20 protein-coding genes and 1 pseudogene are annotated in these 19,049 nt (G+C 40.5%); 6 read left to right on the top strand and 15 right to left on the bottom strand.

Annotation, left to right across the window (positions count from 1 at the left end; all coding sequences use genetic code 11):
- The 9 genes and pseudogenes from F824_RS0120765 to F824_RS0120805 all read right to left on the bottom strand — a co-directional run bounded on the left by F824_RS0120765 (window position 1) and on the right by F824_RS0120805 (window position 8,913).
- Window positions 1–1,305: an HlyD family secretion protein gene (locus F824_RS0120765; RefSeq protein ID WP_019599866.1), complete on the bottom strand. Its 1,305-nt coding sequence runs from the start codon at window positions 1,303–1,305 to the stop codon at window positions 1–3.
- A 2-nt stretch (window positions 1,306–1,307) separates the two neighbouring features.
- Window positions 1,308–2,234, bottom strand: a complete 927-nt coding sequence (locus F824_RS28140; RefSeq protein ID WP_394358304.1) for a peptidase domain-containing ABC transporter — start codon at window positions 2,232–2,234, stop codon at window positions 1,308–1,310.
- 15 nt (window positions 2,235–2,249) lie between these two features.
- A pseudogene (locus tag F824_RS28145) lies at window positions 2,250–3,511 on the bottom strand (cysteine peptidase family C39 domain-containing protein); the annotation flags it as partial.
- Window positions 3,512–3,578: 67 nt separating this feature from the next.
- Window positions 3,579–4,739, bottom strand: a complete 1,161-nt coding sequence (locus F824_RS0120775; RefSeq protein ID WP_139189683.1) for a hypothetical protein — start codon at window positions 4,737–4,739, stop codon at window positions 3,579–3,581.
- A gap of 360 nt (window positions 4,740–5,099) precedes the next feature.
- A complete protein-coding gene (locus F824_RS0120785) occupies window positions 5,100–5,597 on the bottom strand; it encodes a hypothetical protein (RefSeq protein ID WP_139189682.1) in 498 nt (165 codons plus the stop codon).
- A gap of 11 nt (window positions 5,598–5,608) precedes the next feature.
- Window positions 5,609–6,280 carry a hypothetical protein gene (locus F824_RS0120790; RefSeq protein ID WP_019599870.1) on the bottom strand — a complete coding sequence of 224 codons (672 nt, stop codon included), beginning with the start codon at window positions 6,278–6,280 and terminating at the stop codon, window positions 5,609–5,611.
- A 456-nt stretch (window positions 6,281–6,736) separates the two neighbouring features.
- Entirely contained in the window at window positions 6,737–7,966 is a 1,230-nt protein-coding gene (locus F824_RS0120795; protein WP_139189680.1) for a hypothetical protein, read from the bottom strand.
- A gap of 443 nt (window positions 7,967–8,409) precedes the next feature.
- Entirely contained in the window at window positions 8,410–8,670 is a 261-nt protein-coding gene (locus tag F824_RS0120800) for a DsbA family protein (protein WP_019599872.1), read from the bottom strand.
- Between the two features lie 57 nt (window positions 8,671–8,727).
- On the bottom strand, window positions 8,728–8,913 hold the full coding sequence (locus F824_RS0120805) for a hypothetical protein (protein ID WP_139189678.1): 186 nt from the start codon (window positions 8,911–8,913) through the stop codon (window positions 8,728–8,730).
- A 379-nt stretch (window positions 8,914–9,292) separates the two neighbouring features.
- Between F824_RS0120805 and F824_RS0120810 the strand changes: the two genes are divergently transcribed.
- The 3 genes from F824_RS0120810 (at window position 9,293) to F824_RS0120820 (ending at window position 10,433) form a co-directional block, all read left to right on the top strand.
- Window positions 9,293–9,688 (top strand): arsenate reductase family protein, encoded by a 396-nt coding sequence (locus F824_RS0120810; RefSeq protein WP_019599874.1) that lies wholly within the window; start codon window positions 9,293–9,295, stop codon window positions 9,686–9,688.
- Window positions 9,689–9,945: 257 nt separating this feature from the next.
- On the top strand, window positions 9,946–10,143 hold the full coding sequence (locus F824_RS0120815; protein WP_019599875.1) for a hypothetical protein: 198 nt from the start codon (window positions 9,946–9,948) through the stop codon (window positions 10,141–10,143).
- Window positions 10,143–10,433, top strand: a complete 291-nt coding sequence (locus F824_RS0120820) for a hypothetical protein (RefSeq protein WP_019599876.1) — start codon at window positions 10,143–10,145, stop codon at window positions 10,431–10,433. Before F824_RS0120815 ends, F824_RS0120820 begins: the two co-directional genes overlap by 1 nt.
- Here F824_RS0120820 and F824_RS0120825 read toward each other — a convergent pair.
- Window positions 10,430–11,119: an ABC transporter ATP-binding protein gene (locus tag F824_RS0120825; RefSeq protein WP_019599877.1), complete on the bottom strand. Its 690-nt coding sequence runs from the start codon at window positions 11,117–11,119 to the stop codon at window positions 10,430–10,432. The genes F824_RS0120820 and F824_RS0120825 overlap by 4 nt on opposite strands.
- Window positions 11,116–12,606 (bottom strand): DUF5687 family protein, encoded by a 1,491-nt coding sequence (locus tag F824_RS0120830; protein WP_019599878.1) that lies wholly within the window; start codon window positions 12,604–12,606, stop codon window positions 11,116–11,118. Before F824_RS0120830 ends, F824_RS0120825 begins: the two co-directional genes overlap by 4 nt.
- 93 nt (window positions 12,607–12,699) lie before the next feature.
- On the opposite strand from F824_RS0120830, the gene F824_RS0120835 reads away from it, so the two are divergent.
- The 3 genes from F824_RS0120835 to F824_RS0120845 all read left to right on the top strand — a co-directional run bounded on the left by F824_RS0120835 (window position 12,700) and on the right by F824_RS0120845 (window position 14,207).
- Complete coding sequence (locus F824_RS0120835) at window positions 12,700–13,431, top strand: nitroreductase family protein (RefSeq protein WP_022582396.1); 732 nt, start codon at window positions 12,700–12,702, stop codon at window positions 13,429–13,431.
- A gap of 136 nt (window positions 13,432–13,567) precedes the next feature.
- Complete coding sequence (locus F824_RS0120840; protein WP_019599880.1) at window positions 13,568–13,903, top strand: type II toxin-antitoxin system RelE/ParE family toxin; 336 nt, start codon at window positions 13,568–13,570, stop codon at window positions 13,901–13,903.
- A gap of 4 nt (window positions 13,904–13,907) precedes the next feature.
- On the top strand, window positions 13,908–14,207 hold the full coding sequence (locus tag F824_RS0120845) for a helix-turn-helix domain-containing protein (RefSeq protein ID WP_019599881.1): 300 nt from the start codon (window positions 13,908–13,910) through the stop codon (window positions 14,205–14,207).
- Window positions 14,208–15,187: 980 nt separating this feature from the next.
- Here the strand turns inward: F824_RS0120845 and F824_RS0120855 are convergent.
- From F824_RS0120855 to F824_RS0120875, 4 genes are all read right to left on the bottom strand, one after another.
- On the bottom strand, window positions 15,188–16,450 hold the full coding sequence (locus tag F824_RS0120855) for a replication-associated recombination protein A (protein WP_019599883.1): 1,263 nt from the start codon (window positions 16,448–16,450) through the stop codon (window positions 15,188–15,190).
- A 130-nt stretch (window positions 16,451–16,580) separates the two neighbouring features.
- The gene (locus tag F824_RS0120865; RefSeq protein WP_019599885.1) at window positions 16,581–17,597 is read right to left on the bottom strand and encodes a threonine aldolase family protein; all 1,017 of its coding nucleotides are present in this window, start codon (window positions 17,595–17,597) and stop codon (window positions 16,581–16,583) included.
- Complete coding sequence (locus tag F824_RS0120870) at window positions 17,594–18,523, bottom strand: glycerophosphodiester phosphodiesterase family protein (RefSeq protein WP_019599886.1); 930 nt, start codon at window positions 18,521–18,523, stop codon at window positions 17,594–17,596. Before F824_RS0120870 ends, F824_RS0120865 begins: the two co-directional genes overlap by 4 nt.
- A complete protein-coding gene (locus tag F824_RS0120875) occupies window positions 18,513–18,971 on the bottom strand; it encodes a DUF2721 domain-containing protein (protein WP_019599887.1) in 459 nt (152 codons plus the stop codon). Before F824_RS0120875 ends, F824_RS0120870 begins: the two co-directional genes overlap by 11 nt.
- Window positions 18,972–19,049: the final 78 nt, after the last annotated feature.

Raw genomic sequence — 19,049 nt, forward strand, 5'->3', positions numbered from 1 at the left:
TCAGTAAACCATTAATGACCTGAACTTGAAAAACAGCCTCTCCGCAACACTCAACTCCTCGGTGATGATTTCCGCATTTCCCAACAGTTCTTGATTAAAACGAATTTCCCTATTGAAAGAAGTTGTCGTCCCATTGGGTAATGAGGCATAAACCAAATAGTTGAATTCATCATCAGGGGAAACAGAGATGTTGGTAATTTTACCGATCAAAGCCCCAAATTCCTGGAAGGGGTAGTTATCTAATTTGATCAATACCTTTTGACCCACACTGACTTTTCCTGCATTCTGAGCGGATATTTTCATGGCTCCCAAGAGCTCCGTTGTATTTTTCGGAAGTACGGTGAATACCAACTCACCGGAATTGACCTGTTGGTTGGCTCCCCATATTTTCTGGAAACTGACCACCCCAGTGATGGAGGATTTCATCAAATAAGTATATTCCCAATCCCTCAAACTGCGCTTTAAACTCTGGTAGGATTGTATCAGGTTTTTAAGTGAGCGGGCTTCCTGTTCTTCCTTATTGATGCCGGTATTCCGAACGGTCTGATTGGCAGAGCTAAGTGCTTCCTGTAATTGTGAAATAGATATGGCCATTTGATTGACCAGTTCTTCCATCTGAAGGTATTCCATCTCTTTGGACTCAAAATCCTTGTCTGCGATGATGCCATCTTGATGGAGATTTTTATTTCTCTCATAATCAATTTTGGCCAGGTTTAGCCTTCGGTCCAGCAAGTCCTTTTGCGCAGTCTGGCTTTGTATCCTTTTTTTGATTTCTTCGATAGAAGTTCTGTTGCCATCCAATTGCCCATCATAGGGCTGTAATTCACTCAACAGTCGATACTCCATGTAACTTCTTTCGAAATCCAAAAAAGGAAGACCAATCTCTCCAAGAACCAATTCAGAAAGTGATTCAATTGGAAAAGAATAATCATACTCCTTGGCAAAGGCCTCGTTTTCCAAAGTCGTTTTTAGGTAAAGAACATCTTCGAGTTGTGCAGTACTCTTAATGCCTGCCAAAGGCTGTCCAATTCCGACCTTTTCTCCATTTTTTACAAACAATGTCTCTATCTGTCCGGAAATGCGGGCGGCTATCCGCTCTGTGGGATCTGTGGTGGTCACCAATACCTTTGCCTCCACAAAGTCAGGATACCTGATCAGAAAAGATAATCCAAGAACCAGTGAGATAAGGATAAAAACCAGGGTAATACCCCATCGTATCAGCCAAGCCGGTGGCCTGGATATGATCTCCTGTACTTCCTCGGAACGAAGGTGAAGGTTGCCGCTATGTATAGGTTCTGATGGCATGTTCAGCTTCCGTTTATCTTTTCAAGTTCAAGTTGGTTTTTTACCAGATCGTAATAGACACCTTTGGAATAAAGCAATTCTACATGGGTTCCCTGCTCCACGATCTTTCCTTGGTCAATGACGACAATTTGGTCGGCGTTTTTGACGGTACTCAACCTATGGGCAATGATAAATACCGTTTTCCCCTCCATAAAGCGCTGGAGATTTTCCATGACTTCCCGTTCATTTCTGGCATCAAGGGCCGAGGTGGCTTCATCAAAAAACAAAATATCGGGATTTTTATAGACTGCTCTGGCAATAAACAACCGTTGCTTTTGTCCCGTGCTCATGCCGATGCCCTCATTGCCTATTTTGGTATTGAAGCCCAAAGGAAGGGACTGGATAAAATCGAGGATATTGGCGATACGGGATGCTTCTACCAACCTCTCCTGGTCAATATGATCCTGTCCTACGGCAATATTGGCCGCAATGGTATCATTATTGAACACATAGCCTTCCTGCATCACCACGCCGCATTGGTCCCGCCAACTTTTGGCACTGATTGTTTTTAGATTATGCTTCCCATAGCCGATTTCCCCTGCTGTGGGGTCGTAAAACTTCAACAACAGCTTCATCAATGTTGTCTTCCCACTTCCGCTGGCACCCACTACGGCGGTGACTTTATGGGGCAGAATGCTTAAATTTATTCCGTTCAAGACAGCATCTTCCGCTCCAACATACCGAAAGGAAAGGTCTTTGGCTATCAGTTCGCCGCCGGCCTGTAATGTCCTGACAAATTGCTTTTCAGCACTTTCCTCATCTTCCTTGTCATGGATTTCGTTTAGCCTTTCCAGACTGATACTTGCATCCTGATAGGCCCTGATAAATCCGACCAGTTCTGTAATCGGGCCGTTGAGTTGCCCGATGATGTATTGGAGGGCAAGCATCATTCCAAGGGTCAGGTTTCCTTCAATCACCAACACGGCGGAGGTAAAAGTGATAAGGATATTTTTAAGTTCATTGATGACGGACGAGCCGACTTCCTGGGTCTGTTCCAGGGATAGTGACTGGATGGAAACGTGGAACAACCGGGCCTGTACAAATTCCCAGCTCCACCGCTTTTGCTTTTCGGCATTGTGCATCTTGATTTCCTGCATGCCGTTGATCAGCTCGATCACCGTACTCTGTTCCTGGCTCATTTGGGCAAAACGCTTGTAGTCCAGTTCCCTGCGCCGCTTCAAAAAGAACAATACCCAAATAAGATAAAGCACGCTTCCGCCAAGAAAAATAAGGAAAATTGTAGGCTGTAGTAGATCAGCACGGCACCAAAGACGATAAGATTGAAAAAAGAGAAGAGCGTATTGAGTGTGGTACCGGTCAGCAGGTTTTCTATCCTGCGGTGGTCACCGATACGCTGCATAATATCCCCCGTCATCCGGGTATCGAAATAAGAAATGGGCAGGTTCATCAGTTTGATGAAAAAATCGGAGACCAGGGAAATATTGATCCGTGTAGTCAGGTGGAGCAATATCCAGCTTCTCAGCACTTCCACACTCATCCGTCCCAAAAACAGCATGATCTGGGCGAAAAGAACCAGATAAATAAATCCGATGTCCTGATTCTGGATCCCCACATCCACAATACTCTGGGTCAGAAAGGGAAAAATCAACTGCAAAAGGCTACCCACCAAAAGCCCTATACATAGCTGTACAATAAGATTTTTGTAGTTGAATAAGTACCTGAAAAGAAATCCCAATGAGCGCTTCTCATTATCCTCCCATTTCATTTTCCTAAAGTCTGGGGTAGGTTCAAGCAAAAGTGTTATTCCTTCTTTGGTCTGTTCGTTTGCATTATTACCGATCCATCTGGGAATAAACTCTTCCTTAGAATACCGGATCAACCCATAAGCAGGATCAGAAATATAAACAATATCTTTTCTGATTTTATACACTACCACGAAGTGCTGCTTGTCCCAATGGACGATAAAGGGCAAGGGTGCATGTTTGAGTTTTTCGTAATTCAGCTTGGCCCCAATGGTTTTGAACCCCATAGCTTCGGCAGCATCGCTTAGCTTCAATAAGCTACTTCCTTCCCTGGTCGTTTCCGTTATCTCCCGGATTTCTTTGAAGGAGATAAGCTTGCCATAGTGCTTGGCAATGATGCGCAGGCAGGTGGGGCCACAATCTTTTGAGTCAGGTTGTTTGTAGAAGGGGAAGGTGGTTTTCAAATCAGTTGAAGAAATAAGATGAATAGATTAATTGATAATAGTTTAGGCCTAAATTCGATTATTGCAGTTAGATACTTTCCTCTTTTATGCCCACTCTAAACAATCTAAAATAATCCTCCTCCACTTCTTCGTTGGGTATTTCCATCATCCAAAGCTCGCCATTTCGTAGTAGCATACTGCTTGGCTCAAGTCCATCGGGAACAAAATCGTTGAGGACATTTCCAAGTGAATCTAAAATGGCAAGACGAGAGGGATACTTTTTTAGCATCTTTTCCCGAAAATGGATTGCTTCTTCAGGTGACTTATTTTCAAAACTCTTTTCTGTGTCTAATGCATCATATCCAGGAAAATATCCCAGTATGAAATATTCACCTAGACGCTTAATATTCTCAATCCTCCCAGATGTAAATACCATTCCGATATATTTGAAGTCATTTGGATCATCAGAACCTTTTCCAAAATAATAATTGGGTAATTTTAGGGAAATAGAATGTTTTACCTTAAAAGGTTCATTGGCCTCATAGACATAAATTTTAGGCTCAGAACCGAACGCAACATAAATATAATCATCATAATGAGTGAACACAGGAAACCACGAAGCAGAAAAAAAATAATTGCCATTCAAAAAAATACTATTTTCAGGGAACCCAATGATTGGAGTTCTTTTACCCACCTCAGTGTCAAATAAAGACAATAATTTATGGCCTTCATATTGCGCGGTCTCGGAAGGCCTTGATTCTTGGTTAACATAAAGGTAAAAATCGGAAATTTTTTCCATTCCAAACCCCATTGCAATCCTTGATTCGCTTGGCACTTTAAAATCATCGTATTTTATTAAAGACAAAAGATTTCCGTCAAAATCATAAGTCAAAAAACCACGATATCCATATACTAAAAATGAATTAGTTCCATTAATTTTTATGGTACTCATTAATCCCCCATAAGTATCCGGCATTTCCCCAAATTTGGAAAAAGACGAACGAATATCCCCCTCAAAATCTGCTATAAAGATCTCTTCAGAAAACTCTTTGTGCTCCATAAAAAGTACTGTTCCAGATTTCGGATCCACATCGTGAACAGTGGGGTTTCCAATATAATCAATACGAATACTGTCCAGCTTTTCAAGCGATATAACAATTAATGATTCAACAACTTCTATTTTCGACGTTTTAAGGTTACATGAATACAGAGAAAATAAGAGCAAAAATACTAAACACTTAAATTTCATAAAACTTTAAGGATTATTAAATATACAGTACAAAATTCTTGAATTTATACAATTCTATAAAAAGCCATTTCAAGGGGTTAGGAGTAAACCTAACCCCAAGGAAAATCAACAATAACTGGCAGATCCACCATTTGAAAGACAGCTGCCACAGCACCAATTGCCCCCTCCATTTGCATATGCACCTTGTGCCTGTGAAGATGACATTCCGCACCAAACCTGACCACTTGGGTGTCTATACCCACAGCTACCCCCATACCCGCCAGTAATCTTCTTCATTTGACTTCTCTCCAGTACCTCATCGGAAGTTAGCCTTAGCATTTCTAAATTAAATTTTTTCATATTTTTGATTTTATAGAAAAATTATTTTAAGGTCACTTTATAACGATAAAAAACATTGTAATCCAATTCTTTATTTTGATTAGGCTTGATATATAAAATATCATCTGCATCTATAAAATGTAGTACACCCGGAACAGGAAGTTCTGAAATGCCTCCTTGATTGCCATTTTTATCCGTCAGAATATATTTGGATTTCCAATGCTTTTGCAGTGCTTCCCAGTATTTAGGATCATTTTGGAAATCCTCTCCTTTTGCCCGAAATGAATCATAAATATCCTGAGGCACTTCAGTGTGAAATTCTACCAAAAAGTAATCCCCCCCGCTAAATAGCTGTGTGAAAAGCGGATATAAAAAATATTCATTATTGGCGTTGAAGATTAAATTCTCATTTCGCTCCGGGTGGAAAAGTGAAATCTGAGAAATTGGAGAAAGACTTGTGCCATTTAACTCATAAAAAAACAGCTGATTGCCAACACTTGGAAGTACGGCAACTATTTGATCAGTTTTAGAAACCTGCACATAGGAATTTTTTAATCCCACCCACTTTTGCTCAAGTCTTGGCTTCCAAGTTTCGGGATATAATATTCTGAATCTACATCATAAATATACCCAATTTCTGTACTTTCATATAAACTACAATTTTCAGGATTTTCGGTTAGAAGCTGTTCGTCAATCAAATTTAGATCCTGACCTACAATTAAGGTCTTTCCATCTTTTTCAAAGATTGAGAAACTCCTATGTGAATTGTAAATAGTAAGAAAATTTAAATTCTTTGTGAGCGCGGGACTTTGGCCTATTTTTTTAAAATTCTGATTAAAAAAATTAAACTTATGCTCTGAAGATATTTCCTTTATTACGATTCCATCCTGCCAAAAAGCCACTTCTAAAGGAGAATCTACTTTATCCGGGCCTTCTCCATTAGGTTCACAACGTGAAATTATTTTCCCCTCCAGATCTGTAAGAATCAACTCTTTCATCTGCTTCTCATTGAAAAGGAGTTGCTCAGTATTCTCATTTTTGTCAGCTAAATAAAGTTCAAATAATGATTCTACCATGAGGGAATCCAAAAACTCAAATTCAACTCTAACTTCATAAGAAGTAATATTATTACCGTTCTGCCCCGTTCCGCAAGCACTAAAAGAAAATATTAAAAAAAAATAAAAGAGAATTTTGACCATAGTAAAAATTTTTTTGGTAATCATTTAATATCACTAAGGTTTTAGCATAACAAATAATAAGAACACAAAACCGCACTGATTTAATAAACAGCGCAGTTTTATGATAAGATTAATTTTAACAAGCCGTTCGAGTTCCAAAAGAACACTTGCAATCTGTTTGACATGGTACACAGGCACTACAACCTCCTGTTGTGCAACATTTATACCTCCCCCCCCCATAGCCGCCAGTTATCTTTTTCATCTGACTTCTCTCCAGTACTTCTTCCGAAGTAAGCCTTAACATTTCAATACTTAACTTTTTCATAGTTTTTTTTTTTTACTTGTTGAACAGTGAACAAATCGTTAATCAACTCCAATTTTACTCCTGATATTTAAGGTCAACAAGAGCACGTGACCATTCGTCGCGACAAAATATTTTTAAATGTATTTAACATATTTAATAGCCTTTCATATAAAAGTTAATTATAAAATACATGTAGCTTATTTGCTGATAGGTTTTAATTCAAAAATCTTTCCACAGTAAAAATCTCTTTCTACCTCATTTTCATAAATAAAAAGAAATCTATTTTCGCCTAAATAGGATATCCCACGCCCAAATGAAGGATGTCCATGGTGCTTGGGTAATTCAATCCGACTTTCATTACCGTCTTCAAAATCTTCTATAAATCCAAAAAACAATGATTCCTGAGCCTCATCTGCATCACTATCATACATATTGATGTTTTTTCCTTGACCATATATGAAAAACAGTCGATTATCCTCTAGCGAAACCACATAACTTAAAGTGCTGTTTATCTCAGCTGCTCTATTAAATTCCATATGGTTTTCAAACGTTATAGATTTATAATCCAAACCAATAGGTTTTTTAAAATCTTGAATAAGAACCTTTTTTTTACTGATTGGAAAATTAGATTCACCAATCTTATATTTATAAATCGTTGGAAATAAGTGGAAATAAGTGCTTACAACTCCCTTATCCAAAAAAATTCTTGGCTTATAATTATTAAACTTTAATTGAGAAAACAACATGCTTGACGTATCCAACCGGCCGTGTGAATCAATTTCAAATTCATCAGTAACAGAAGAATATCTGTAATGAAACCAAATGGGAATCGTATCCAAAACGGCATGGTAGTCTTCCCTAAAACCAAGATCATCTAAGTGTACGCTAGGGACCACAAAACTATTTTTATCGATAAAATAAATGTCATTATATGGAATTCCCCCTCTGCGGCTAAAATTCGGATCATTATATGGAATGCTTTTCACCCATTCCCCGAGAAAATTGATGTACGTTAGTTTTTTGTCATCCATGAATATTATATGACCATCGTGGATGGTAACAAAAAACAAAATTTCGCTGTACTCTTTTGGTCCCTCTCCTTGCTGTTTAATGGATTTTTGAATCTTGCCCATTGAATCAAGTAGATGAAAGGTTTGATCAAGATAACTGTACGCCAACAAATGGCCATCTATCATTTTAGGGGAAACTAATCCAAATTCATAGGGTATATCTACTTTGACTGAATCTACCAATTCAAAAAAGTAACCTTTTTTTATTTCGTCTATTCGATCGGTATTTTTGCATGAAGAAAAAAAGATGGGAATTGAAATCAAAAAAATTAAAAAAAATAAACCCCTGAAAATATGGCGAGCTGCTGAGTGGAATTTGATCCATCTTTGGAAGTTTGAGAAAGAAATGTCCACCATAAGTATTTTGTTTTTTTGATAATTTTGCAATAGACTTAAAAACGTTCTGGAAATTTTAAAAAAGAAGGCCGAAAATATCAGCCTTCTTAAGATTTTATCAGATTCTAAAATTTAACAATTTGATTGTACTGATCCCGACCCATAACTAGCAGTGCAACACCGGTTCCCTCCTTGTTCTACCAAGTCATCTGAACAAGTAGCTATACTAGAACCTCCTCCAGATCTTGAACAGTCACACATAGTAAAGCTTATGTCTCCTCCAGTAATTTTCTTCATCTGACTTCTTCCAAGCACTTCCTCAGAAGTAAGTCTTAGCATTTCTAAATTAAATTTTTTCATAATTTTAGATTTTATTGAATGTTAAAATCTCCGGACATTTAAGTCACCCGATATTTGTGACCATTCATAGCGACTGAAGATTTTTAGGGCCCGTTTGCCTGTTTCTATTCCAAAACATATTTCAAATCCTCCACAGCATAAGCTTTGGGCAACTCATGGCCATCGATGAAAATGGTGGGCGTATAGGTAATATTTTCTAATTCGCTCCAAGAAAGCATGGACTGAATATTGGCTTCCTGTGCTTTCAGTTCCCCATTCATAGGATACTTTGAAGCAAAGGCAGCATAATCCTTCTTTTCGGCGAGATACCAATCGTCCAGAGCCTTCTTGGTTTCTTCAGGATTCCCTTTGTCCGCTATGGCCATAATATGCCTGACTGTTTTCAGATGGAGCGCATCCCCTCCACCCGGTACAAATATGATCTAAAGGTCAATTTCCGAAAGTTTCAGCCCAAGGCTATCTATCTTATATTGTTTCAAGATGTCCGAAAGAGAAAGCAGACTTTGCGGTTCAGGGTGGGATTCCACTTTTTCCTTCAAAAAACCTTTCGTAAAAGGAACATCCATCGAGTGTAGGATTTTCTTTACGATCAAATAATGATTCTCCATAAAAAACATTGGTTAAAAAAGCCTATTCATCTGAAACAATCTCTTTAAAAAGATTACTTACGTTGTCAAACCTAAAAATTAATTTTATTAAATCTTAAAATAGTTTGTGCGCCAACCTACAGTTTTACAGACAATTGCATTATCCAAATAGCCGAAACAGAATAATATTTTTAAAACCTTCGTTTACCCCCCCCTGTTTCAACTAAATCAACAAGTAAAAGTAGAATTCACCAAATCATTGCCTTTTTTTGATGATGTTGAAAAATATTTGAGTCCAATTTTTGTTTTTCGGCTAAAACAAAAAAGCCGACTGGAATAATTTATGGGCAAAATTGGGTATATTTTACTTGATTTTCTACACCTCTAAACCTCTCCGACCATGTTTGAACTTGGAAAAAATGAAATCAAATTTCTTTACAACAGTACTAAATTGGAGGATCGGGAAGCTTATGCCTATGTTTTGACCTTGCATAAACATATTGTCAATGAGCTCGATATTGCTAAAAACGAAATGACCCCCACACAGTTCTCAGAATTGGCGAGAAGGTTAGACGTTAGCATAATCGATTTATTCGACAAGAAATCCGAGTATTTCAAAGACAACATTGAAGGAAAGGATATAGCAGAAACAGATCTTCTTACAATTCTGGTCAAAGAAAAATCCGCCTTAAGAACACCTATCCTGATTACTGAAGATGGGGCCAAAGTAATTGCATATCCCAGGGATACCATTAAAATGGACATGGATTTTAATGGGACTAATGGGGAAATATGAATTTCTGCAGGCTGGGACCTAACATATCAAAAGAAATAACCCATTAAGATCAAGTAGCTTTCTCCCGAAGAATGCCCAGTTTTTGATCTCCAATTAGGCAGCGTCACAGTTTTTTTAAATGGTTTTCTACAACTGAGTCCAAATCTCAGTACCATTTTTATTTTTCAAATCCCAAATCCCGGCTAACATCCAAGATAAAAAAACAAAGAGGCATTGATCCTGTTACTTAATTATCATTAACAATAAAAAACTTAATTATGGCAGAATCAAACGGAAACATTCAGTCTTGGCCAGATTTGGCCATTGGTCTTTACGAACAACTCACAGGTAAAGGAGCGGTGATCTCCTATGAATTTGAAAATTTTGTGATCGGAGTTCCCCGAGAAGTAGGGTCAGATGACGTCACCAATTGGAGAATTAGCGGAAAATTGAAAATTTCAACAACCGAAAAATAATGAAACAAATACAGCTGATTTCTGATCTGCATATTGAAGGAGACAACTTCAAAATCGATGTTTTTAGCAACGAGGAAGAAATTTCAGTGGCTATTCAAGGTGCATCTGTACCCAAAATTGGATTCCCCTTAAAGAAATCATTCTCTATTTTACGAAAACTACCCTTCAACACAGCTCAAAAAGTTTCAGTATTGTACAATCAAAAAGAGATCTACCATTCCGGTAAATCTCTTTTTTTAAGATATGATTTAATTTTTTTTCTGAAAACAATTCTGAAAAACCTGATTTAGGTCCCAAAATAAGTATTCAATTCCTCCACCATCAACTCCTTTTCTTGGAGGTCTTTGATTACTTTTCCCTTTTCCAAAAGCACAATCCTGTCGCAGATTTCTGTAACATGGACAAGATCATGGCTTGAAATCAAAAATGTGGTATTTGGACTTTCCTGCACCACCAGTTTTTTTAAGCGGTTTTGGGAACTGGGATCAAGGTTTTCAAAGGGCTCATCCAGCATCACCACATCGGGATTGCCCATCATGGCGGCGACTATCCCGACTTTTTTCAGATTTCCTTTTGACAAATCCCGGATGTATTTTTTCTTGCCCAGAATCTCCCCATTGAAAAATTCTGTGAATTTGTCCAAATGCAGCATGAGATCCTCCTTGGAAAGACCGTAAATTTTTCGCAGAGTTTCGAAATATTCATCCGGGGTCAAGTAGGAAAGCAACATGTGCTCATCCAGAAAAGCGCCGACTTTGGATTTCCAGGCCTCTCCCTTGCTCACATCTTCTCCATCCACCATCACAGCCCCGGCACTGGCCCTGACCAAATCCAGCATGATCCTGAAAAGGGTCGTCTTTCCCGCACCATTGTTGCCTACCAGCCCAAAGCACTGGTTCTTGGAGATGTCAAGCGATTCCACATCCAACACGATGGCTTCCTTGTATTGTTTTTTGAGTCCTTGTATGCTGATCATAATTCCTGTCTAAAAGATGCTGAGATTTCGTGTCTGTTGTCAATGACTCTATCAATGGAAAATTTGGCCAATTTTGGGAAGGCCAATATCCCGATTCCTCCAATCACCCCCAATGCCAAGAGCCCAGCATATTGGTTAACCAATATGGCAAATGGCAAATACACGACATAGGGCGCGCCCATCATGGGAATGATCATCAGAAATTGGGCAATTCCGACGCCCTCATAATTGAACATCGCACCTTTGTTCAAGTCCATCGGTTTGGGTTTCCATAGGGAAAGATAGATGACCAAATGGATAATGACGCCCATATTGAAAATAAAGGTGGCCAAGTGTATCAATAAAATATCCCATCCAAAATAGGCATAGGGAACGGAAAGCAGGAAGCAAAGAAAGGAAATGGCCATAAACAACAGGTATTTTCCCTTCACCAAGGAGGCAAGGCCATCCCTTTTTGCCAAGAAAAAATCGAAATTGGAGGAATTCCAGCTGAGAAACAGTTGGCCATATTGCAGCATGAAAATCCCGGTGATAAATGAACCCACAAAAACAAACATGTGGTTGAATCCCCCACCTTCGGTTTTATACATGGGATTCGTATAAAATATCAATCCATACAGCAGGAAAAAAGAAGCCAGCATGAGATAGGTTCTGCTCTTTTTGTGTCTGATAATCAATTTCCATTCAAGGTCGGCCAATTCGCCAGCCAAGCCAAACCGGGAGAAAATCCCTAAAGATTGATTGACAAAACGTACATTTTCTTCCGAGGTCAAATCCTCGATATAGGCATTGTTCCGATAATATGTAAAGGCCAGGCCATAACATGTAAAAAAAAGGACCAAGAGCCCAATGACTGGAATCGGGCTTGTGAGGGAAGCATCGAAAAGCGGTTTCATCAAATCGCCAAGGTTGAACCAACCATAGTAATTGGAGCCTAGCCCGAGCAACATCACCAAAAAGACCACTCCGATACCGATCAGGCTGTCCTCAAAACGCTGCTTGAACCACAGCATCAGCCAATGCAATGACCAACTGCTCAAGAGCAGGGAACCCAGCCACATCAAACCTGCCGCATTCCCAAATCGGAAGGCAACTTCCTGATAGGAAAAAGGCCCAAATACCAGCAAAGCCACAAGTGTGAGTGGAGAAATAAAGGACCTGATCAAGAGAAAATGAATGATACTGCTTTTTTTGATCGGAAGGTGAAGGAAACTCTCCAGATCAATGACAGGTAATTTTTGGACAAAATACCGGTACATAAATTCAATAAGAAAAAAGTAAATCAAGCTGCCGCTCACCACTTCATAGGCATCGGGCATCCCCATGTACTTGACGATGATGTCCTTGAGAACCAAACCCAAAAGAAAAAGGTAGCCAAGAAGTAAAACGGCAAGGAATGCTAAAAAAACCCCCACCATCACGCTTTTTGCAAAAGAAGTGGAGCGGATACTTTTCAGCAGCTCCAGCCGGATAAACTCAACAACCATAAGACCTAGATTTGGCAAAAACTTTATAAATTAGGCCTTAAATAAACCAATATTGTTTTGAATAATAAAACCAGTTTCGGAAAAAATCCCCAAATGAAAGAAAATAAATATTCCCTGGATTTTTTTGATGTCGTCGAAAACAGGAGATCTGTGAGGATTTTCGATCAAACCGAACCTTTTGACCATGGGGTCGTCAGGAAATGCTTGGAGACGGCTACCTTGGCCCCTAACAGCAGCAACCTGCAATTATGGGAGTTTTATCAGATCCCCGAAACGTCCCCTCTCAAGGACCGCTTAGCCAAACTTTGTATGGGGCAAAAGGCGGCAACTACATCCCGAAATTTGGTGGTGGTCGTGGCCCGTCGGGACAAATGGAAAAGCCGCATTGCTGCAAATTACAACCATATCCAGGCTGTTTATGAAGACGCGCCATCCAAAAAACAAAAACAAGCCTTAGCCTATTATGGAAAACTCATCCCAAAACTTTATGCAACATATCCATTGTGGTCGATCGGAAAGCAGGTCTTCGCTTGGTTTGTAGGTCTAAAGAAGCCCATGGTGCGGGAAGTGTCAGAGACGGATGTGCGGATCAGCGTCCACAAAAGCGTGGCTTTGGCAGCGATGACTTTTATGTATGCCATGACCGCGGAAGGTTATGACACCTGCCCCATGGAAGGCTTGGACTCCAAAAGAGTCAAGAAATTGCTCGATCTACCCGATGCAGCCGAGATTTCCATGATTATTGGTTGTGGAAAAAGATTGCCTGAAGGTGTGTATGGGGAAAGATTTAGGGTTCCGAATAAAGACGTGATTTTTGAGAGGTGAAAAACTTGATTCTTTCTCAATTCAACCCGAATTCTAAGACAGCGGATAAGTAACGTAAAGCAGCTAACTTGTTAGAGTGCATTAAAAGAACGTCTCACTTTTGGAAAATGTTATCTTTTGAGATAACTTTGTAAATATGGTAAGAAAGATAATTTTTTATGAAAACCACTTTATAGAGTTTTACCAAAGCCAGAATGAAAAGGTCAAGAGTAAGATTCAGTATGTTTTTGAACTGATCAAGCAAGTGGAAAGGGTACCCGGGAAGTTTCTCAAGCATCTTGAAGGAACTGAAGGGTTATTTGAAGTGAGGGTGGAATACCAATCAAATATTTACAGAATATTCTGCTGTTTTGATGAAGGAAAGTTAGTAGTCCTTTTCAACGGATTTCAAAAGAAGACTCAGAAGACCCCGAAGAAGGAAATAGAGAAAGCAGAAAGATTAATGAAGGAATATTTTCAAACAAAGAAATAAGATTATGAAAGATTATAGCAAAGTCAAAACATTCGATGAACTGATTGAACTGGAACACGGCAAAATTGGAGCTGAAAGCAGGAATAAGTATGAAGAGAATGCCCAGATGTTCATCATCAGCGAAATGCTAAAAGAAGCTAGGAAGGAAGCAAATCTTACCCAGGAGCAATTGGCGGAAAAGGCAGGAACAAAGAAAAGTTATATCTCCAAGCTAGAAAATGGGAAAGGAAATATCCAATTATCGACATTGATCCGGATTTTTGAACAAGGATTGAATAAAAGAATTGGGTTAACATTCCTATAAGGACTCGAAAGGAATAACACACTCTAGTCGAGTAGGTAAAGGGGAATTCCACCCCTAAACCTCTCACAGAACCGTATCCCGATTCTCGGGACAGGCTGTGAACCTCTCGATGCATACGGCTCTTATTATGCTTCGGTTTTAGTCCATTAGACTAACTTGTAGCCCAACTCCCAATGATAGAACAGGTTTGGAAATGAAACCGTTACTTGCCTGAGCCACTTAACCCAGATTGCAGCTTTTTGGGGTCAAATTAAAAATTTCAATTAATTTTCTGTTAAAATCCCTTTGATTACCTGTATCCCCCTATGGGGGAATTTATAGCATTCAGCCATTAGGTCTTGGTTTGGTTTGTAGTACACAGAGGGTATTGCTTTTTGGCTGTTAAGGACAGAACTTTACCCAATGTATTTCAAATTCTCCTTACGCAAACATCCACAGTCGGAAAAACTGAGCGCTTATTACCGTCTGGTGGAAAGTTACCGTAATGCGGGAAACAGGGTATGCCAGCGCACCATCCTGAATGTGGGGTTCATGGAGGATGTCACTTGCTTCGCTTCGGGGACAGCCTGTCCCGTCAAAACGGGATTAGCCCTGCACGTAAGGGATGCCGAAAAATCGGCACAGGCATTTCACCCGTTGAAACGTTCATTTAAATGAACTATATCTACCATTCAAGGCACACACATCACCTTGGATACAGGGAGCGGTTTAGGGTAAATAGAAAGTTTACTCCCTTTAAGAAGATTGGAGTAGGTTGGAAGAGAGCGTCTCGGAATGCCCGCCGTCTCCAAGCTGAATCCCGATGTGGTTTAGATGGAAATATGCAATAAGTCTCCAACCGAGGTTGGAACTGCAATCAAATCAGCCTATTTGGAAAAGAGTGCATTTTACCGATAGGGTTGAAGTCGGAAACAATAAACAACTTACTGATTTCAAGGCTATTTTAGCCTGTAATGGAAATGTTAAGGCATAACGCGGCTTCAATACCCATATTTCCCCTGCCACTTATCCTTCAGGTATCTGCGGAGTTCATTTTCCCGGGCATTGTTTCCGGGCTCGTAGAGTTTTGTGTTCTTGATTTCGTCAGGCAAAAATTCCTGAGCGACGAAATTACCGGGATAATCATGGGCATATTTATAGGCCTTTCCATAATTCAGATCCTTCATCAGCTTGGTTGGAGCATTGCGCAGCGCTAGTGGGACGGATAAGTCTCCTTTTTCCCTCACCAAGGCTTGGGCTTTGTTGATTGCCATATAGGCGGCGTTGCTTTTGGCGGAGGAAGCCAAATAGGTCACACATTGGGAAAGGATAATCCTGGATTCAGGATAACCAATGATTTTAACCGCCTCAAAACAGTTGGTGGCGAGCAGCAAGGCATTCGGATTGGCATTCCCGATATCTTCAGACGCAAGGATCACCAATCTCCTGGCGATAAATTTCACATCTTCCCCTCCTTCTATCATCCTGGCCAACCAGTAAACAGCGGCGTTGGGATCGGAACCCCGAATAGATTTGATAAAAGCCGAGATAATATCATAATGCTGCTCACCGGATTTATCGTAAAGGGCAATTTTCTGTTGGGCGATTTCGGTGACTTTCTCATTCGTGATGACGCATGGATCCTCGTCAATCCCTTCGACCACGATTTCAAGCAGGTTGAGCAACTTCCTTCCATCTCCGCCTGAAATGCGCAACAGCGCCTCTGTCTCTTCCAATACCACGTCCCGTTTCTTCAGGAAAACATCCTTTTCCAAGGCTTGACGCAGCATGGCTTCCAATTCTGATTTGCCAAGTGAATTGAGCGTAAAAACCTGGCATCTGGAGAGCAATGCCGCATTGACCTCAAAAGAAGGGTTCTCTGTAGTCGCGCCTATCAACCGGATCACTCCTTTTTCCACCGCGCCCAGGAGTGCATCCTGTTGGGATTTGTTGAACCTGTGGATTTCATCGATAAAAAGCACTACTCCCATCTGAAACTTGGCTTTTTCGATCACCTCCCGGATATCTTTCACGCCTGCACTGACCGCACTGATGATATAAAAAGGCGCCTTGATCTCATTGGCAATGATGTTGGCAATTGTGGTCTTCCCAACTCCCGGAGGCCCCCAAAGAATCAATGAGGGCACATTTCCACTTTTGATGGCCCTAAAAAGAAATGAATTGGGACTGGAAAGATGCTCCTGACCGATCAAGTCTTCCAGTTTGGATGGACGCATCCTTTCGGCAAGTGGGGTTTGATTCATTTTGATATGGTTTTTGAAAAAAATAATGGATCCCGGAAAACCAGGACAATTCAGAACAGGTTTTCATTGGCGAAGGGTTCATTTCAAGGCAAAGAATAAACTCTTCCCATTTACTTCAATCCTTCTTTCTCTACTTGATCACCTTTAACCTTTTTTCAAATTCTGTCAATCCATTTTCTTCAAAATCCAGGTGGGTAACAAACCTGATCTGGTCTTTTCCGAATCGGACAGCTTTGATTCCAGAAGCATCCAGTTTCTGGAGCATATCTGCGGGCGATATCCCTTTGAGTCTTGCAATGACAATATTGGTCACCACTGGAAACACTTCCGCAACCAAGGGATGGTCTGTCAACATTTCCCCTATCTTTTTGGCCCTTGCGTGATCCTCCTTCAATCTTTCCACTTGGTGATCCAAAGCATATATACCCGCAGCAGCCAAAAATCCCGCCTGTCGCATGCCACCGCCAAAAGATTTCCTGACCTTTTTGGCCCTTTTGATGTCTTCTTTTGTCCCCAACAAAACCGATCCGACGGGACAACCCAGGCCTTTGCTCAGGCAAATCGAAATGGTATCAAACAAGGCTCCCCATTCCTTGGGACTTTCGCCTGTCACCGCCAAAGCATTGAATATCCGTGCACCATCCAAATGCAATTTCAAACCATTTTGATCACAAATGGCTTTAATGGGTTTGATCTCTTCCAAGGTATAAATGCTTCCTCCACCCTTGTTCATGGTGTTTTCTAGAGAAACCAAGGTGGTCTCAGGAGCGTGAACATCATCAGCGTTGATGGCGTCCACAATATCCCCAGGACTGATTTTTCCGTATTCTCCGTCCAGAAGCTTTACCGAAGCATGGGAATTGGACATGATGCCACCGCCTTCATACAGATAGATATGGGAATATTTATGACAGATGATTTCCGACTGAATGCGGGTGTGGAGCCTGATGGCAATCTGGTTGGTCATGGTACCGGAAGGACAAAACAATCCTGCCTCCATCCCAAAAAGATCAGCCAATTTTTGTTCCAAGGCATTCACCGTCGGGTCTTCTCCAAAAACATCGTCTCCCACTTTTGCGGTAAACATGGCCTCCAACATCTCTTGAGTGGGTTGGGTAAGCGTATCACTTCTTAGGTCTAGGATCATTTTTTGAAATACTTTGATTTTGAACTCGTTTCTGGGACTAATTCCTGGATGGCTTTGGCTGCTTCCAATGGCCTGTCAGTGGCCAAAATATCGGCGCCGTTTTGGACAAAACCAACATACAGTTGATCCCCTCTGGATGCTGCACTTTTGTCAAGGTTACCCAAAACCCCCAAAATGGTGAAAATCCCTTTGTCATGAAGCAATTGATTAAAAGCTTTAGGCCTTTCCGAGGTCCCGGTAAAAGCGATGGCATTCTTCAATGGGATCCCGGAGTCCTCAAATCTTTCGAGTTCCTCTTCATTTCTTATCGTAACGGACAGCATCAGGTCGGGATTGAGCTGGTACACTTTTTTGGCATCCTCAATGGAATAGGTGATCACGGCAGCATAAGGTACTGACTGTTGTTTCTCAATTTCTTCCACCACCATTTCAAATGGCACTTCCCGCTTCACGTCAACAGTCAAAAGCACCTTACCCTTTGACCATCGGAGGGCTTCTGCCAAAGTGGGAATCCTAAAAGAGGTGGTGGTTCCCTGATTGTCCACCAGAAACAACTCCTTTAATTCCGCATAAGTGTGGTCAATTACTTTCCCAGAGCCGGTGGTTGTTCTGTCCAGGGTGTTGTCATGCATCAGGACCAAAACTGAATCCTTGGAAATGGCCACGTCAAACTCAATGACAGCGGGGGTCTGCTTACTTACATTTTCAAATGCCTCTATCGAATTTTCAGGAAATCCTGGATATGGACCACCGCGATGTGCGCTGACCATGGGGATTCTATCTTCTGTCCAGGAGTAAAAATCCTGTGCTGCTTGGACATCACTTATTTCAATTGTTGGGCTGGATAGTTGGGTGACGGATTGACAGCCAAGGAACAGAAGGGCGAAAGAAAATAGCAATCCGTTTTTTGTGAAATTAAGATTCATTGTGTTTTTGATCTTTTTTGAAAATGAAATCAAGGCTACTTGCCCTTTTTTTGAAAATCTCCTCCATATCGGCAAGCTCAAGGTTTAGCGCTTTTGTGGAAATCTGAATTTCCACAAAGGAAATACCCAATGAAATGAGAAGTGAAAGCATACTTCCGATAAAAACATAATTGGCAGCCACAGTAAAGCCTTTAAATATCAAATACATGCAAATGACACAGAGCAAAAAGCTCAAAACCCCACACAGCTGCATATTTTTGATCATGTTCAGCCTCTGCTTTAGATTATGGATTTGTTCCACGATGATGGCTTTTTCAGGATTTTCTAGGAATTTTTTATGCAAGCCACGGATGAGATTGGCGATTGCTAAAAACCTGTTGGTAAACGCCAGCATCATCAATGTGATGGCGGAAAACAACAGGGCGGGTGTGGAGAGTTCGAGTTCCATTGACTTGGAGATTTGAAAGGCCCAATTTGAGAATAAAAAAGAGGATATTAAAATCTATGTCTCAGATCCTCATGATTT

The organism is Rhodonellum psychrophilum GCM71 = DSM 17998, from assembly GCF_000381545.1.
Taxonomy (GTDB): domain Bacteria; phylum Bacteroidota; class Bacteroidia; order Cytophagales; family Cyclobacteriaceae; genus Rhodonellum; species Rhodonellum psychrophilum.

Bases quoted from the DNA above. Each gene is read 5' to 3' on its own strand.
- F824_RS0120765 (WP_019599866.1), bottom strand. From the start codon at position 1,305: ATGCCATCAGAACCTATACATAGCGGCAACCTTCACCTTCGTTCCGAG.
- F824_RS28140 (WP_394358304.1), bottom strand. From the start codon at position 2,234: ATGATGCTTGCCCTCCAATACATCATCGGGCAACTCAACGGCCCGATT.
- F824_RS0120775 (WP_139189683.1), bottom strand. From the start codon at position 4,739: ATGAAATTTAAGTGTTTAGTATTTTTGCTCTTATTTTCTCTGTATTCA.
- F824_RS0120790 (WP_019599870.1), bottom strand. From the start codon at position 6,280: ATGATTACCAAAAAAATTTTTACTATGGTCAAAATTCTCTTTTATTTT.
- F824_RS0120795 (WP_139189680.1), bottom strand. From the start codon at position 7,966: ATGGTGGACATTTCTTTCTCAAACTTCCAAAGATGGATCAAATTCCAC.
- F824_RS0120800 (WP_019599872.1), bottom strand. From the start codon at position 8,670: ATGGCCATAGCGGACAAAGGGAATCCTGAAGAAACCAAGAAGGCTCTG.
- F824_RS0120805 (WP_139189678.1), bottom strand. From the start codon at position 8,913: ATGGAGAATCATTATTTGATCGTAAAGAAAATCCTACACTCGATGGAT.
- F824_RS0120810 (WP_019599874.1), top strand. From the start codon at position 9,293: ATGTTTGAACTTGGAAAAAATGAAATCAAATTTCTTTACAACAGTACT.
- F824_RS0120815 (WP_019599875.1), top strand. From the start codon at position 9,946: ATGGCAGAATCAAACGGAAACATTCAGTCTTGGCCAGATTTGGCCATT.
- F824_RS0120820 (WP_019599876.1), top strand. From the start codon at position 10,143: ATGAAACAAATACAGCTGATTTCTGATCTGCATATTGAAGGAGACAAC.
- F824_RS0120825 (WP_019599877.1), bottom strand. From the start codon at position 11,119: ATGATCAGCATACAAGGACTCAAAAAACAATACAAGGAAGCCATCGTG.
- F824_RS0120830 (WP_019599878.1), bottom strand. From the start codon at position 12,606: ATGGTTGTTGAGTTTATCCGGCTGGAGCTGCTGAAAAGTATCCGCTCC.
- F824_RS0120835 (WP_022582396.1), top strand. From the start codon at position 12,700: ATGAAAGAAAATAAATATTCCCTGGATTTTTTTGATGTCGTCGAAAAC.
- F824_RS0120840 (WP_019599880.1), top strand. From the start codon at position 13,568: ATGGTAAGAAAGATAATTTTTTATGAAAACCACTTTATAGAGTTTTAC.
- F824_RS0120845 (WP_019599881.1), top strand. From the start codon at position 13,908: ATGAAAGATTATAGCAAAGTCAAAACATTCGATGAACTGATTGAACTG.
- F824_RS0120855 (WP_019599883.1), bottom strand. From the start codon at position 16,450: ATGAATCAAACCCCACTTGCCGAAAGGATGCGTCCATCCAAACTGGAA.
- F824_RS0120865 (WP_019599885.1), bottom strand. From the start codon at position 17,597: ATGATCCTAGACCTAAGAAGTGATACGCTTACCCAACCCACTCAAGAG.
- F824_RS0120870 (WP_019599886.1), bottom strand. From the start codon at position 18,523: ATGAATCTTAATTTCACAAAAAACGGATTGCTATTTTCTTTCGCCCTT.
- F824_RS0120875 (WP_019599887.1), bottom strand. From the start codon at position 18,971: ATGGAACTCGAACTCTCCACACCCGCCCTGTTGTTTTCCGCCATCACA.